The sequence below is a fragment of the Hyphomicrobium sp. GJ21 genome (genome assembly GCF_001006785.1).
Classification (GTDB): Bacteria; Pseudomonadota; Alphaproteobacteria; order Rhizobiales; family Hyphomicrobiaceae; genus Hyphomicrobium_B.
The window spans coordinates 567,136-580,746 of the sequence record NZ_CDHO01000002.1; the positions used below are offsets into that span (position 1 = coordinate 567,136).

Annotated in this window: 16 protein-coding genes; 15 read left to right on the forward strand and 1 reads right to left on the reverse strand. The window is 63.8% G+C overall.

The window, feature by feature from the left end; genetic code table 11:
• Positions 1-3: 3 nt before the first annotated feature.
• The 7 genes from HYPGJ_RS05700 to HYPGJ_RS05725 all read left to right on the forward strand — a co-directional run bounded on the left by HYPGJ_RS05700 (position 4) and on the right by HYPGJ_RS05725 (position 6,688).
• Positions 4-2,166, forward strand: coding sequence for a xanthine dehydrogenase family protein molybdopterin-binding subunit (locus HYPGJ_RS05700; protein WP_046846270.1), 2,163 nt, complete (start codon positions 4-6; stop codon positions 2,164-2,166).
• Between the two features lie 59 nt (positions 2,167-2,225).
• The gene (locus tag HYPGJ_RS05705) at positions 2,226-3,215 is read left to right on the forward strand and encodes an XdhC family protein (protein WP_052750805.1); all 990 of its coding nucleotides are present in this window, start codon (positions 2,226-2,228) and stop codon (positions 3,213-3,215) included.
• Positions 3,212-3,829 (forward strand): nucleotidyltransferase family protein, encoded by a 618-nt coding sequence (locus HYPGJ_RS05710; RefSeq protein WP_052750806.1) that lies wholly within the window; start codon positions 3,212-3,214, stop codon positions 3,827-3,829. Before HYPGJ_RS05705 ends, HYPGJ_RS05710 begins: the two co-directional genes overlap by 4 nt.
• A gap of 490 nt (positions 3,830-4,319) precedes the next feature.
• Positions 4,320-4,745, forward strand: coding sequence for a hypothetical protein (locus HYPGJ_RS05715; protein ID WP_003043905.1), 426 nt, complete (start codon positions 4,320-4,322; stop codon positions 4,743-4,745).
• A gap of 414 nt (positions 4,746-5,159) precedes the next feature.
• A complete protein-coding gene (locus HYPGJ_RS05720) occupies positions 5,160-5,687 on the forward strand; it encodes an antirestriction protein ArdA (RefSeq protein WP_046846271.1) in 528 nt (175 codons plus the stop codon).
• A 217-nt stretch (positions 5,688-5,904) separates the two neighbouring features.
• A complete protein-coding gene (locus HYPGJ_RS19450; RefSeq protein ID WP_081856739.1) occupies positions 5,905-6,120 on the forward strand; it encodes a DUF6499 domain-containing protein in 216 nt (71 codons plus the stop codon).
• A gap of 91 nt (positions 6,121-6,211) precedes the next feature.
• Complete coding sequence (locus HYPGJ_RS05725; protein WP_202877086.1) at positions 6,212-6,688, forward strand: DUF2285 domain-containing protein; 477 nt, start codon at positions 6,212-6,214, stop codon at positions 6,686-6,688.
• 13 nt (positions 6,689-6,701) lie between these two features.
• On the opposite strand, the gene HYPGJ_RS05730 is transcribed toward HYPGJ_RS05725, so the two are convergent.
• On the reverse strand, positions 6,702-6,989 hold the full coding sequence (locus HYPGJ_RS05730; protein ID WP_046846272.1) for a DUF2285 domain-containing protein: 288 nt from the start codon (positions 6,987-6,989) through the stop codon (positions 6,702-6,704).
• A gap of 469 nt (positions 6,990-7,458) precedes the next feature.
• Here HYPGJ_RS05730 and HYPGJ_RS05735 point away from each other — a divergent pair, with 469 nt between their 5' ends.
• From HYPGJ_RS05735 to HYPGJ_RS19315, 8 genes are all read left to right on the forward strand, one after another.
• Entirely contained in the window at positions 7,459-7,731 is a 273-nt protein-coding gene (locus HYPGJ_RS05735) for a helix-turn-helix domain-containing protein (protein ID WP_003052294.1), read from the forward strand.
• Positions 7,732-8,811 (forward strand): replication initiator protein A, encoded by a 1,080-nt coding sequence (locus HYPGJ_RS05740; protein ID WP_046846273.1) that lies wholly within the window; start codon positions 7,732-7,734, stop codon positions 8,809-8,811. It begins immediately after the preceding gene.
• Positions 8,812-8,869: 58 nt separating this feature from the next.
• Positions 8,870-9,388, forward strand: a complete 519-nt coding sequence (locus HYPGJ_RS05745; protein ID WP_046846274.1) for a DUF2840 domain-containing protein — start codon at positions 8,870-8,872, stop codon at positions 9,386-9,388.
• Positions 9,385-9,930 (forward strand): S26 family signal peptidase, encoded by a 546-nt coding sequence (locus tag HYPGJ_RS05750; protein WP_046846275.1) that lies wholly within the window; start codon positions 9,385-9,387, stop codon positions 9,928-9,930. Before HYPGJ_RS05745 ends, HYPGJ_RS05750 begins: the two co-directional genes overlap by 4 nt.
• A 37-nt stretch (positions 9,931-9,967) precedes the next feature.
• Positions 9,968-10,300: a DUF736 domain-containing protein gene (locus HYPGJ_RS05755; RefSeq protein ID WP_046846276.1), complete on the forward strand. Its 333-nt coding sequence runs from the start codon at positions 9,968-9,970 to the stop codon at positions 10,298-10,300.
• Positions 10,301-10,303: 3 nt separating this feature from the next.
• Positions 10,304-11,206, forward strand: a complete 903-nt coding sequence (locus HYPGJ_RS05760) for a lytic transglycosylase domain-containing protein (RefSeq protein WP_238335907.1) — start codon at positions 10,304-10,306, stop codon at positions 11,204-11,206.
• Positions 11,203-11,523 carry a hypothetical protein gene (locus HYPGJ_RS05765; RefSeq protein ID WP_046846278.1) on the forward strand — a complete coding sequence of 107 codons (321 nt, stop codon included), beginning with the start codon at positions 11,203-11,205 and terminating at the stop codon, positions 11,521-11,523. The genes HYPGJ_RS05760 and HYPGJ_RS05765 overlap by 4 nt, the downstream gene beginning before the upstream one ends.
• A gap of 815 nt (positions 11,524-12,338) precedes the next feature.
• Complete coding sequence (locus HYPGJ_RS19315; protein WP_200185695.1) at positions 12,339-13,571, forward strand: DUF3363 domain-containing protein; 1,233 nt, start codon at positions 12,339-12,341, stop codon at positions 13,569-13,571.
• The last annotated feature ends 40 nt before the right edge of the window (positions 13,572-13,611 follow it).

Consider the following 13,611-nt stretch of genomic DNA (forward strand, 5'->3'; position numbering starts at 1 on the left):
CACATGCTCGCCCGTCATACCAATCCTGAACTGTCACGACGGAACTTCCTTGTCGCCGGTGCCGCCGCCGGCGGGGGCATGATGATCGGCTGGGTTCCAGCTGCGAAATCAGGCGTCGAAAAAGACCCTCCCGCCATTCCCGAAGCCTACATCCGCATCGACGGCCAAGGACATGTGACCATCGTCTCACCAATGATCGAGATGGGGCAAGGCACCTACACGTCACTTCCCATGCTCGTCGCAGAAGAGCTCGACGTTGACATGGCAAACGTGTCCGTGGCGATTGCGCCGCCAAGCGACAAACTTTACGGAAATCGGCTATTGGGTAACACCCAGGTGACAGGCGGTTCGACGTCCATCCGTGCCTTTTATCTGCCCCTTCGCAAAACGGGCGCTGCGGCAAGGGTGATGTTGATCGCCGCAGCCGCCGAAACGTGGGGCGTTGATCCAGATTCTCTGCGAACTGAGCCGGGGTTCGTCGTCGATGGTTCCGCCAACCGTCGTCTGTCGTACGGGGAGCTGGCCGACCGAGCCGCGAAGATCCCTGTCCCGACTGAAGTCAAACTCAAAGACGCCAGCCAGTTTCGCATTATCGGCACGCCGGCCAGGCGCCTAGACGTGAGTGGGAAAGTCAATGGCACCGCACAGTACGGCATCGATGCCAAGGTGCCGAACATGAAGGTCGCGACGGTGTCCGCGTCTCCCGAATTCGGAGGAAAGCTGGCATCCTTCGATGAGGCGGCAGCAAAGAAGATTCCCGGTGTCGTTCAACTCGTGAAGCTCGACAACGCGCTCGCCGTCATCGCTGATCATTACTGGGCCGCGAAGAAAGGCCTTGAGGCCGCCGCTCCGGTGTTCGAGCACGGGCCCAACGCCCACGTCACCACAGCAGACGTCGCTGCCGCGCTCGTCAAGGCATCGGAGCGCTCCGGGGCGATCGCAAAAAATGACGGTGACGCAGTAAAGGTGCTGAACACTTCCCAACGCAAGGTGGAGGCGGCGTACGAAGCTCCATTCCTTGCGCACGCGACGATGGAGCCGATGAACTGCACCATCTCGGTGACCAAGGAGGGGTGTGACGTCTGGGTCGGCACGCAAGTTCCTGTCGTCTGCCAGCAGGTTGTCGCGAAGGCTCTCGGCCTCGATATCCAAAAGGTCCGCGTTCACTGCCACTTGCTGGGTGGAGGTTTCGGCCGCCGTCTCGAGGTCGACTTCGCTCAGCAGGCCGCCCTTATCGCGAAGGACCTCACCTACCCCATCAAGGTCATCTGGAGCCGGGAAGAAGATATCCAGCACGACATGTACCGGCCCTACTACTATGACCGCTTGGCGGCCGCCCTCGATGACGCTGGCATGCCCATCGCCTGGTCGCATCGCATCGTGGGGTCGTCCATCATGGCGCGGTGGGCGCCGCCGCTATTTAAGGATGGAATCGATCCTGACGCCATCGATGGCGCGGCGGATATGCCTTACACCATCGAGAACTTCCGGGTTGAATACGTTCGCGAGGAACCGCCCGGCATCCAAACCGCATTCTGGCGGGGTGTCGGGCCGACGCACAACGTGTACGTGATCGAGAGCTTCATCGACGAACTGGCTGCGGCCGCGAAGAAGGATCCGGTCGAATTCCGCCGCGCGCTGCTCCAGAAGAACCCTCGGGCCTTGCACGTTCTCAATCGCGCCGCCGAGCTTTCAAACTGGGGCAAGCCGCTTGGTCCGCGGCAAGGCCGTGGCGTATCGGTGCAGCAGGCCTTCGGGACGTACATGTGCCAGGTCGCTGAGGTGACCGTCAGCAAGACCGGCGAGGTGCACGTCGACCGGGTCTATGTCGTCCTCGACACCGGCGTGGTCGTCAACCCGAACACGGTCGCCGCGCAGATGCAAAGCGGCGTCATATTCGGGCTGTCGGCAGTGTTATGGGGAGAGATCACCCTCGACAAAGGCCGCGTGCAGCAATCCAATTTCGATGACTATCGCGTGATGCGCATTGACGAGGCGCCGAAGATCGTAATCGAAATCGTCAAAAGCGAAGCGGATCCAGGCGGCATTGGAGAGCCAGGCACGTCGGGGCTCGCGCCGGCGGTGCTGAATGCGGTCTATGCAGCCACAGGCGTTCGTTTGCGGAAGACACCAATCGACAGCAAGCAACTGAAGGAGGCCTCGTGACCGGCGCAGAATAACCGCGTGCTGTGCTCCGCGATTACCGCTTGCTCCAGAGGCTCGACATGACTTTCGTCTTTCAACGCTTCGATACCGATGCCGGGCTGCTCGCTGATGAGGACGTGCTGCCTCACCTCGATCGCTGGCAAAGCGAAGGCCAGCGCACCGCGCTCGTAACTCTAGTCGGCGTGGAGGGCGGCGCGCCGCGCGAGCCTGGCGCACAAATGGCGGTGGCCGAGGACGGCAGGTTCGCCGGATATCTTTCCGGTGGCTGCCTCGAGGCCGCCGTGGTGCTCGAAGCGCAGGCTGTGATCCGCGCCGGAGAGAACCGCCTCATTCGCTACGGTAAAGGCTCGCCCTATTTCGACGTCAGGCTCTCTTGCGGCAGCGGCCTCGACCTTTATTTTGATCAGGGGCTCGGTGCGGCGCAGGTGCGGGAACTCCTGCATTGCCGCGCAACGCGCCGTGCATCTTCGTTGAGAACCTCGCTAGTCGATGGCACAAGCATCGTCACGAGCGGTTCTAGTGGCACTCTGCCGAAGAGCGTGCGGCAAGGACAATACTTCACTCGCCATTATCCGCCGTCGGTGCGCCTCTTGCTGCTCGGCAGCGGACCGCTGGTCAATGCCATCGCTGCAATGGCCAAGGTGAGCGGACTTGAGATCGCAATCTGGTCGCCCGACGCGGCAACACGGGAGCAGGCGAGACGGCACGGACTGATGGCGTTCGACGGCGCCGATGCGCTCCACCGCTCGATCGAGGCGCTCGACCACGCCTCGGCGGCAGTTCTCGTCTTTCACGATCACGAGGCGGAACCCGATATCCTGGCGCGCGTCATCGAGACGGAGTCCTTCTACATCGGCGTCCTTGGCAACCACGCCGTCCACAGGCGGCGGCTCGAGACGCTGCAGGCCAAGGGCTTCACAGCCATTGCCCGCACTCGCCTTCACGCTCCTGTCGGAACAATCCCTGCCGCCAAAAGCAAGGCTACGCTGGCGGCGGGCGTGCTGGCGGAGATCCTCACCAAGGCCAAGATCGGAAATCTCGTGGCGTGACAACGGCAATCCAAGTCGCCGCCGTCCTCTTGGCAGCCGGAAGCTCGGAGAGGTTCGGCCGCGAGAACAAGCTTCTGGCAGAAATCGGCGGCGAACCTTTACTGCGCCGCGTCGCGCGCGCGGTTATCGCCGCCGGACTCTCGGACGTTGTCGTCGTCACCGGCCATCAACAGGGGTGCTGCCGTGGAGCCCTCGAAGGGCTTGCCGTCCGGTTTGTCCATAATTCCGCTTGGCCGCACGGCATGGGTACAACGATCGCGGCGGGTATCGACGCGCTTCACCCAGACTGTAAGGGTGCGTTCATCGTACCCACCGACATGCCGAATCTCACATCGGCCCTCTTCGCGCGCCTGTGGGCGGCATTCGATGCATCCGGCGGGAGCGACGTCGTCTTTCCGGTCACGTCTGCCGGAGAACAGCGTAATCCAGTCTTGTGGCCGCAGGCCTATTTCCCTGACCTTAGGTCCTTGTCCGGCGCAACCGGTGCCAAGACGCTTCTGTTAAAGCACGCCGCACAGAGCCATAGCGTCCCGCTCGGATCCGATGAGGAAGCAGCCGACATTGACACGTTAGCTGACCTTGCTGGCATCCGTCGTGAACCGCGCACACTTTAGTGCCGGATCGCAACCTGAAATTTTTCTTCTTTTTGGACGCGGGCCGGAGAACATCGCCGCTGCCACATCAGTTCAAGCGCACTGATCAGTGTCGGATCATTAGTCACCGTGCTTCAATGGGCATTTTCACATTCATCAATTCCCGAGAATGCGTCGGCATTTATTTGCCTTGAAGGTGACCACCGATGCGCTCAGGCAGCGGAAATGAAATGCATGCAGAATTCATCGGCTTCTGGCGGGACGTGCGGGATACCGATGAGCACTACGTTTACTCCATAGCCCTCCAAAATGAACCATGAAAATCGGCCGGAATCTGCTGAAATCTCAGCAGGTTTCCGGCCGCTTCTGTTTAATCACGCTTGTTTCGCAGGCTTGCGCGAGAAAGCCATGTTCACGGTCGACAGAATAAACGAGGACCGTCATCATAGGCGCATCGCCACGCGAAGGAGCAAGAAAGAGCGAACCGCGCCAGTCGTAAAGGAGCAGAGCCATGGCCGTCGTAATGATAATGAGCGTTGTATTGATCGCAATGCTTTGCGTCGCGGCCTATACGCTCGCGGTCTATGCGCTGCCCTTCATGCTCGGATTGACGGCCGCGCAGTTCGCCTATCAGACCGGCTCCGGCTTGATCGGCGCGGGCTTGGTCGGCTTGGTCGCGGCCGGCGCAGCCTTCGGCGTCCTGGCGCTTCTCTTTGACTCGCTACGCTCCCCGATCCTGCGCCTCGCCGTGGCGCTGATCTTCGCTGCACCCGCTGCCGTGGCCGGCTATGCGCTGGTCCACGGCGTCACCAAGGAATCGGTCCCATCCGAAATCTGGCGGCAAATCTTCTGCATCATCGGCGGCGGCTTTGTCGGGATTTCGGCCTTGCTGCGACTGGCAGCACCTTCGGCCAGCGGACCCACGCCCGTTCGCTAATCCAACGGCGTAATATCAAATTGACCCGGCGCTAAAGCGCCGGGGCTTTGTCACTGGCGACCCTCCGGCTCACTACGGCGCAATTTGGAAGCGCGTTCGCCTCCGGGTCGGCGCGGCTGTCGCCGCGTCGTTCGACACCTACCGCCTGGAAATATGGAGAACCGGGCGCATGGTAGTCCGGCCTGCTGATTTTCTTGTTCGAGAGATTGCTAAGGGCGTTGCCCTCGCGCGGCGCAAGAAAACTCTTTGCCCTTTCGCGGCATAAACGGCCCGCTCCCCGCAAGCGGGTCCCCTCCATTTATTCCACGGTGCCAAAGACTTGTCTGGCACCTTACTACCCCAGTCTCGCCGACGGGCAGGGGTTCAGGAGCGGCGCTTCGCTGCTCTGAACCCAACACCCGAAGGAACAGAGACATGACCAGCGCAACCGACACCAATCCCCGCATCTATGTTGCCTGCCTTGCAGCCTATAACAACGGCTATCTGCATGGTGCCTGGATCGACGCGGATCAGGACGCCGACGACATCAGAGACGAGATTGCCGCGATGCTTGCGCGTTCCCCGATCAAGGGCGCGGAAGAATATGCCATCCATGACTATGAAGGCTTCGAGGGCGTCACCGTCAGGGAATACGCCAGCATCGAGGGCGTGGCGCGGATGGGCGCTTTCATCGCCGAGCACGGCGCACTAGGCGCGGGTTTGCTGGAGCAGTTCGTCGGTGACATCGACCAGGCCGAAAGTGCCTTGCAGGATTGCTATCATGGACAGCACGCGAGCCTTGCGGACTACATGGAGGAGCTGACCGCCGAGAGCGTCACGATCCCCGAAGCCCTGCGCTACTATGTCGATTGGGAGGCAATGGCCCGCGACGCTGAAATGGGCGGCGAGTTCTTCACGATAGAAACAGCACGCGACGAGGTGCATGTCTTTTCCAACAGGTGAGACTTGGGTTGCCTTGCCTGCGCCAGCGGGCAAGGCAACACGCACGACCTCGCAGACTAGTAAAATCACAGAAATGTTGTTAAGAAGAAAATAACTATAAATGTGCGGCCTTCACGAACAACATTCCGTATAACTCCAGCTATATCCAGTGTTGGCGATTCCGGAAACTCTCTATCCGGGCGTTGCCCTGCGCCGTCCGGTATAGGGAGGTGACGCCATGCTTAGCATTGATTGGCGTGCGCCGGCGGCTTACGGGCACGCGAAAGCTATTCCCCCCGCCGGTTTCGCCTGGGAGTATCTTCGTCGCCATGAGGACTATCATCGCGACTTCCAAACAATATCCCAGGTGAAGGAGCCGGCTGGCGACCAGCTTGACGGATTCTCGCAGCGTTGGGGTTTGCGATTTCCCGTGCGATCCCGAAACGCCGCCTGATCGGCAATCCCTGTTCTGGATTCCAAGTCTCCAGCCGCAAGCGGTTCTCTTGTCCCCGGTGCAGCATCGCGACGGGGCGACGGAACCTATAGTGACGCTGGCGCACCTGTCCGGCCTCGACCTACGGCACGCAGCGGATGGGTGGCATGGCATCTGGAATGTGGATGGCGTCGCGCATCAATTCTGGCTGCCCCAGGCCGTGCCCGACGCAGCGGCCTTCTATGCCGTATCCCTTCCGATGGATTCTTTCATGGAGCTTCGCGCCCATGCCGCCCGCCGACTTTGGCGGTCCCTCAATGGGCGAGCGCCCGGCGCGGACTTCCGCACCCTGCCGGCGCAGCTCCGCAAGTTTCATATCCTGTCCCTGCGCGCGCTCGACGCCCGCTTGCGAGGCGAAAGCTATCGCACCATCGCGGAAGTCCTGCTTGGCTTTCGCGGGACCAAGGAGGATTGGGAAGCCGACCCGCGCAAGAACCAGGCCCGCCGATTGGTCGCGCACGGCCTGAAGATGATGAGGGGCGGCTACCGCCTATTGCTGCACTATCCGATCAAATCGCCTGCCGAGTGAAAACCGGCAACGATCAGCGCCCGGCCGCGACCGCCTGTTCCAAGATTCGCCGATAGCCTTCGCGTGAAAGCCATTGGGCGCGGGCAAGGTGACTTTCCCAGCATCGCCGGGTCCGCGCTTCATCGCCGACCGGATCGCGATGCAGCACGATTCGCGCGACTTCCATCCAGTCCGCCCCTTCGGCCTTCGCGTCGAGAAGGCGCAGATAGGTGACGTAATGCCGTTCGTCATAAGGCGTTATGTCGTTTCCCGTTGGGGCTTCGTCGTCCACATCGGGATCGAGTTCGACGGGCACTTGCATGGCCGTTTCCCCGTATCCGAGAGGGTTTGTTCGCGGTGCGCCCCCGCAAACGATGCTCTCTGACTCTGGTGATCGGGGAGTTAGTAACCGTGGTTAGACGGCCCTATGGCCTTTAGCTCGGAGAGCCTGTTGTATACGCCACAGGCTCCCCGACCATAAGGTCAAGGAGTTTGATGCCGTCACGGCCGGCACCAACCGCTAACCAGGGGTTACTACGCCCCGGAGCAGCGCGTCTGCTCCGCGTTCAGTCTTAGCCGACCCGCACGCGAATGTCTTCGCCAATTCGGTGCGGCAGGCATGACGCACGGATTTTCTTCGTCTTTTCAGCTTGCCGACGCTCCCCAAGGGGTGCCGCCAGCGCATAGGCGCAAATGCGGCACGCTACGCGCCGCCGATCCCTCGCCATGGTTCGCCACAGCCCGCCGAAGTTTTCGGCGGCCACATCAACCGACGAACCAGAGGTGATCTTATGGCCATCCGCCGCAACGCGGACCTGCCGCCGCGCCTGCTTCGCACACAGGAAGCCGCGCGCTTTCTCGGCCTGTCCGTCCGCACCCTTGAGAAGCATCGCACATACGGCACCGGCCCGACCTATCGCAAGATCGGCGGGCGCGTCCTCTATACCGTCCGCGACCTTGAAGCCTGGAGCGCGGTCGGCACCCGCAAATCCACGCGCGACAAGAACGCCGGCACGGTTTTTCCCGCGCGTCCGCTCACGCCCAAAGAGCTGGGCGATTGCTGAATGCTACGCGAGGACGACCATAGCCCCGCGCAGCCGGCCGACGCCAGCGAACGCAGCCGACTCGACCCCTTCGTGGTCGCGACCGGCGACGCCGCACCGCGCGACCAGCGCGATTTGATGGAGCGGCCGTTCTTCTCCCTGGCGAAGACGCCGCGCACCAAGCCTATTTTCTACAAGGCCGCCGATGTCGAGGTGCAGGTGTTCGGGATGCCCGAGCACGGCATGGCGACGATATGGGACGCCGACGTGCTGATATGGGCGGCCTCGCAGATCGTCGCGGCCGAAAACAACGGCCTCACCACGTCACGCTTCGTCCGCTTCACGCCTTACCATCTGCTGCGCGCCATCGGGCGGCCGACCGGCAACCATCAATACCTGCTGCTGAAAGCCGCGCTGGCGCGACTGCAATCGACCGTCATCGCCACCACCATCCGCAACGGCCCGCATTGGCGTCGCCGGCAATTCTCATGGATCAACGAGTGGGAGGAAATGACGACGCGCGCCGGCCGCGTCGAGGGCATGGAATTTGTCTTGCCCGAATGGTTCTACAACAGCGTCATCGACCGCTCGTTGGTCCTGACCATCGACCCGGCCTATTTCCGGCTGACAGGCGGCATCGAGCGTTGGCTTTACCGCGTCGCCCGTAAGCACGCCGGCCGCCAGCGCCATGGCTGGCTGTTCGAGTTTGCGCACCTTCATCAGAAATCCGGCAGCCTCGCACGGCTGTCCGATTTTGCGCTCGACTTGCGCCGCATCGCGGCCCGCCAGCCGCTTCCTGGCTATCGACTCCAGATCGAGCGGGAAGACGGCCGTGAGCTGCTTCGCATCTGCCCGGTAAACCTGTCCACAGTGCCTGTTGATAACGGTGTGAATGCCATCGGCACATCAGGCGCACGGGGTATCGGCACATCAGGCGCAACCCTATCGGCAGATCAGGCGCACGAACCCCAGCTAACGCTTTGGCCTGAAACGCGCAATCCGACCGCTAACTTAGAGTCTAACAGAGAATCTAACTTTTCTTCTTTGACGCGCGCACACGCGAGGCGTGGTGCCGGTGCCGCCGAGCGAGGCGAACCATGACGCCCGCGCTCGACGCGGTGCGCCCGCGCAACCCCCAAGCCATCACCGGAGACGAACAATGACCCGTCGCGCCCATCGCAGCGCGCACGGCCGTCCGCTGCCGGACGGACCCGCGCCCTTCACCACGCTTGTCGAATTGACTTTCGAGAAACGCAAGGTCGAGCACTGGATACGCTTCGGCCGCAAGAGCTACGAACAGATCATCGACCGTCGCCGAAGCGTCGTCGGCTTCGCGCCGAACAACATCTTCGCCTTCGTCCGTTGGGCGGCCGGCGAGCACGGCACGATCATTTCACGCATCGACATCGCGCGGGCCATCGGTCGGGGCGAGCCGTTCCAGACATTGCCCTTCGTCCGGCCTGGGGGCGACATCCTTTTACGCCTGGACGGCTGGCCGAAAGTGCAGCGCGCACTTGCCGTCATCGACGCCGTGGAGGCGCTGGGACTCGACCCGGCCGACGTGTCACCGGACTACTGGCGACACGCGCACAACCGCCTAGCCGCCAATCTGGAGCCGAGCGACTACACGCCGGAACGACATGCGGCGTGGATTGGGCGTCGGAGGATCGACCCGTGACGCGCCGCCGCTATCTCGCCGTCACGGCGCTGGCCGCGATGGGCGTTGCCGTCGCAAGCGCCATCGAGACGCCGACGAAACTCATTTGGAACGCCACGGCCAGCGCGCCGGTAGGCTTCTACACCGTCGAGCCGGCCGACCGGATCGAGGTGCCCGAGCTGGTCGCGGTCATGCCGCCCGAACCGCTCGCCGCCTTCATGGTGCAGCGCGGCTATGTCGGACGCGGCGTGCCGCTGTTGAAGCGCGTCGTCGGCCTTCCAGGGCAGTGGGTTTGCCGCGCCGGCCGCACGATCACGGTTGACGGGATCGAGATGGGCGAGGCGCTGGAGCGCGACCGGATCGGCCGTGAACTGCCTGCCTGGCAGGGCTGCCGCGTCATCGCGCCCGGCGAAATCTTCCTCATGAATTGGGATGTCCGCGACAGCCTAGACGGCCGTTACTTCGGACCCATCCCCGCAAGCTCCGTCATCGGCCGAGCGGTCCCGCTCTGGACCGATGAGGAAGGCGTCGGCCGCTTCGAGTGGCGCGCGCCGACGCACTGACTTCGCGCTTCCCCAACCAATCGCAAGGAGACTTACAATGCCCGCCAATATCTTTGAACCCACCGCCAACGGTTACGCCGGCCGCGTCCGGCTGTTCGGCATTGACGAGGCAATCGTGCTCGTCGCCATCGAGCCGGGCGACGGCGAGAACACGCCGGCCTATCGCATCCACCTTGACGACGAGGACGGCCCCGAGATCGGCGGGGCTTGGAAACGTGTCGGCGAACGCGCGGGGGATTACATCGCCCTGGAGATCGACAGCCCGCTTTTCCCTGCGCTGTTTCGCCCGGCGCTGTTCCAGGCCGACGACGAGGCACGCACCTTCCGGCTCGCGTGGAAGCGGCCGAAGGCGCGCGAGGATCGGAGCTAATTGGTGCGCGTTCCGATCATCCCTTTGTTCGCGGGAACGCACTCGCATCCCTTCGTCCCGCTCGGCGACAAGACGGCCGGCGCGCGCAGCGAAGGTCAAGGGCGGCCACCGGCCGGCGCTTTGCGCGCACCCTTTACCGTAGCGAGCACGCTGGCAGGCTGGCGTCATAGCGGCGACAGGAAGCCATGGCGCTATGCCGTCCTGTTGCTGGCCGGCGCACTATCAGTCAGCGCCGGATCGGGCGTCGCGGTCGCGCAATCCGCGTCGGTCGTGCGCCCGGTTGCCGTCGATCCCTATGCCGCGCACATCACCGAGGCGTCGCAGCGGTTCGGCATCCCCGAACACTGGATTCGCGCCGTCCTGCGCGCCGAGAGCGCGGGCGACGTGCGCGCGATTTCGTCGGCCGGCGCGATGGGATTGATGCAGGTTATGCCCGACACCTGGGCGGGCCTGCGTGCCCGTCACCGGCTCGGCCGCGATCCCTATCAGCCCCGCGACAACATCCTCGCAGGCACGGCCTATCTGCGCGAGATGTGGGATCGCTACGGCAATGTCGGCGCGATGCTCGCGGCCTACAATGCCGGCCCCGGCCGCTACGACGAGCACCGTTCGACCGGCCGTCCGCTACCGGCCGAGACACGCGCCTATGTCGCCGCGCTCGCGCCGATCCTTGGCGGTGCGGCTGCATCGGAAGCGCCGTCATCGGCACCGCCACCGCCGCCCGACTGGCGCGACGCACCGCTCTTTATCATGCGGCCGAATGACAGCCGGGCAATCGCCGCGCAGCCGTCCGACGCGCAATCCGGCGACGCTCGCGCGACCGTTCCGGTGCGCGATCCCGCCGCTATGGAACCGCAAGACGGCAGCATTTTTGTAGCCCGCGCGAGCGTCGGAGATACGCCATGAAGGTGGCATTCCCGCGCTCGGCGGCGGACGATCCGGTGTGCAGTCAGGCGGGTTCGCGTCTGGCAGCATACCGGGCCGGAGAGGCAGAGAAGGACGAAAGAGCGGAGGGCAAGATAAAGGAAACCGGCACTAGGTCGGCCGGATTTCTGAAATTGTTGTTGTCTGCACACTGGTTAGGGGAGCCGCGAGCGGCACCATGCTTTTTAATCCCGCGTGCCGCGATGTTGCGCAAAGCCTTGGCTTTGCTGGGTTTCGACCGGCACCATGACCGCCGAGTGCCCGATTTCCTTGGATTTTGGCCGGAGGCGCGTCCATGAGCGCCGACGACGAAACCCGCTTCCGCCCGAAGCCCGGTCGCATCCGATCCGACGCGCCGAAGGGCGGCAAGACCAAGAGCTTTCTCACGCAGGCGAAGAAGATCGCGCGGCAGCACAGCACCACGTCATCCAGATCGTCGCCGCGCCCAGGCAAGACCCCGACCGCCAAGGGCGGCAAGGGCGCGCGTTCGTCAGGAGGACCGGGCGTCCGGCGCGGACGCGGCGCGGCCTTCGTGCGCGCTCGCACCCTGTCGGGCGGCTGGCGTCACAGCGCGCCCGGAATGCGCCGCGTCGTCGTCAAGACCCGCTACGTCAAGGAGGCGGGCAGGAACGGAAGGGCGGCCGCCCATCTGCGCTACATCCAGCGCGACGGCACATCGCGCGACGGCGAGCGCGGGCAGCTCTATTCGGCGACCGAGGACCGCGCCGATGGCGCTGCATTCCTTGAGCGCGGCCAGGAGGATCGCCACCAATTCAGATTCATCGTCTCGCCGGAGGACGGCGCGGACCTGTCGGACCTGACAGCCTATACCCGCGACCTCATGCGCCAGATGGAAGCCGACCTTGGCACGAAACTGGATTGGGTTGCGGTCAATCACCACAACACCGGCCATCCCCATGTGCATGTCATCGTGCGCGGCAAGGACGACCTGGGCGAGAACCTTGTCATCAACGGCGACTATCTCGCCAACGGCATACGCGAGCGGGCAAGCGAATTGACCACGCTGGAGCTTGGCCCCGTCTCCGAGATCGAGCAGACCCGTAAGCTGTCGGCCGAGATCGACCAGGACCGTTTCACCCGCATCGACCGGGCGATGGTCGAGGAAGCCGACGACAGGTTCCTCGACCTTCGCCAAGAGCCGGCCGAGCCGCGCCGCCAGTTCAATCGCGCCCTGCGCCTGCGCCGTCTCGCCAAGCTAGACAAGATGGGGTTGGCGACCGAGCACGCGCCGGGCGTTTGGGAAATGAGCGAGCGCATGGAGCCGACCTTGCGCGAGATGGGCGAGCGCGGCGACATCATCCGCAACATGCACAAGGCGTTGAAGGCCGATGGCCTGGAGCGCGACCCGCTGACCTTCCAAGTCCATGACGGGCCGCCCGAAAAGCCCATCGTCGGCCGCGTCGTCGATAAGTATCTGTCCGACGAGCTGGGCGAGAACCTGACCGTCGTGGTGGACGGGATCGACGGCCGGACCCACCATGTCGCCGGCATCGACCCGGCCCGCGTTGAGGACGCGCGGATAGGCAGCGTCGTCGAGATCGGCCCGGCCGAAACGGCAAGCCGTCCGTCCGACCGGACCATTGCCGCCATCGCCGAGGATGGCGTCTATCGGCCGAGCCGCCATCTGGAACAGGCGAAGTTCGAGGGCCGCGTTCCGGGCGGCGACTATGAGGGATATGTCGATGCTCATGTGCGCCGGCTGGAGGCATTGCGCCGGGCCGGCATTGTCGCGCGGATCGACGCCGACCAATGGCGCATCCCCGAGGATTTCGAGAGCCGCGCCACTGCCTACGACGCCGGCCGCAACCGGCAAGCCAGCGTTCGCGTCCTTTCGGTGCTCGACCTTGAAAAGCAGATCGGCGCGGACGGCGCGACCTGGCTCGACCGGCGCTTGGTTACGCCCGACGCAACCGACCTTGCATCGGCCGGCTTCGGCCAGCAGGTGCGCGAGGCGATGGACCAGCGCCGCGAGCATCACGTCGAGCATGGCGACGCCACGCGCAGCCGGGACGGCCGAATCTTCTATCGGCGCAATCTTCTCGCGACGCTGCGCGAGCGCGAGGTTGCCAGCTTCGGCACGGCGATGGCGGCGAACAAGTCGCTGCCGTTCCGCGCCGTCGCCGATGGCGAAACCGTCAGCGGCAAGTTCACTGGCACCGTGCAGCTAACCAGCGGCAAGTTCGCCATCGTCGAGAAAGCGCACGAGTTTACCCTTGTCCCATGGCGACCTGTCATCGACCGCCAGCTCGGCCGTGAAATCGCGGGCGTCGTGCAGGGCGGTTCGGTGTCGTGGCAATTGGGCCGGCAGAAGGGTTTGGGGCTGTAGCGCTGTCCAACCGAGGCGCTGGCAACGCAGGAACCGGATA

Coding starts and splice junctions, on each gene's coding strand:
- HYPGJ_RS05730 (WP_046846272.1), bottom strand. CDS start 6,989: ATGCAAGTGCCCGTCGAACTCGATCCCGATGTGGACGACGAAGCCCCA.
- HYPGJ_RS05745 (WP_046846274.1), top strand. CDS start 8,870: ATGACCCGTCGCGCCCATCGCAGCGCGCACGGCCGTCCGCTGCCGGAC.
- HYPGJ_RS19315 (WP_200185695.1), top strand. CDS start 12,339: ATGGTCGAGGAAGCCGACGACAGGTTCCTCGACCTTCGCCAAGAGCCG.
- HYPGJ_RS05765 (WP_046846278.1), top strand. CDS start 11,203: ATGAAGGTGGCATTCCCGCGCTCGGCGGCGGACGATCCGGTGTGCAGT.
- HYPGJ_RS05705 (WP_052750805.1), top strand. CDS start 2,226: ATGACTTTCGTCTTTCAACGCTTCGATACCGATGCCGGGCTGCTCGCT.
- HYPGJ_RS05755 (WP_046846276.1), top strand. CDS start 9,968: ATGCCCGCCAATATCTTTGAACCCACCGCCAACGGTTACGCCGGCCGC.
- HYPGJ_RS05715 (WP_003043905.1), top strand. CDS start 4,320: ATGGCCGTCGTAATGATAATGAGCGTTGTATTGATCGCAATGCTTTGC.
- HYPGJ_RS19450 (WP_081856739.1), top strand. CDS start 5,905: ATGCTTAGCATTGATTGGCGTGCGCCGGCGGCTTACGGGCACGCGAAA.
- HYPGJ_RS05735 (WP_003052294.1), top strand. CDS start 7,459: ATGGCCATCCGCCGCAACGCGGACCTGCCGCCGCGCCTGCTTCGCACA.
- HYPGJ_RS05720 (WP_046846271.1), top strand. CDS start 5,160: ATGACCAGCGCAACCGACACCAATCCCCGCATCTATGTTGCCTGCCTT.
- HYPGJ_RS05740 (WP_046846273.1), top strand. CDS start 7,732: ATGCTACGCGAGGACGACCATAGCCCCGCGCAGCCGGCCGACGCCAGC.
- HYPGJ_RS05700 (WP_046846270.1), top strand. CDS start 4: ATGCTCGCCCGTCATACCAATCCTGAACTGTCACGACGGAACTTCCTT.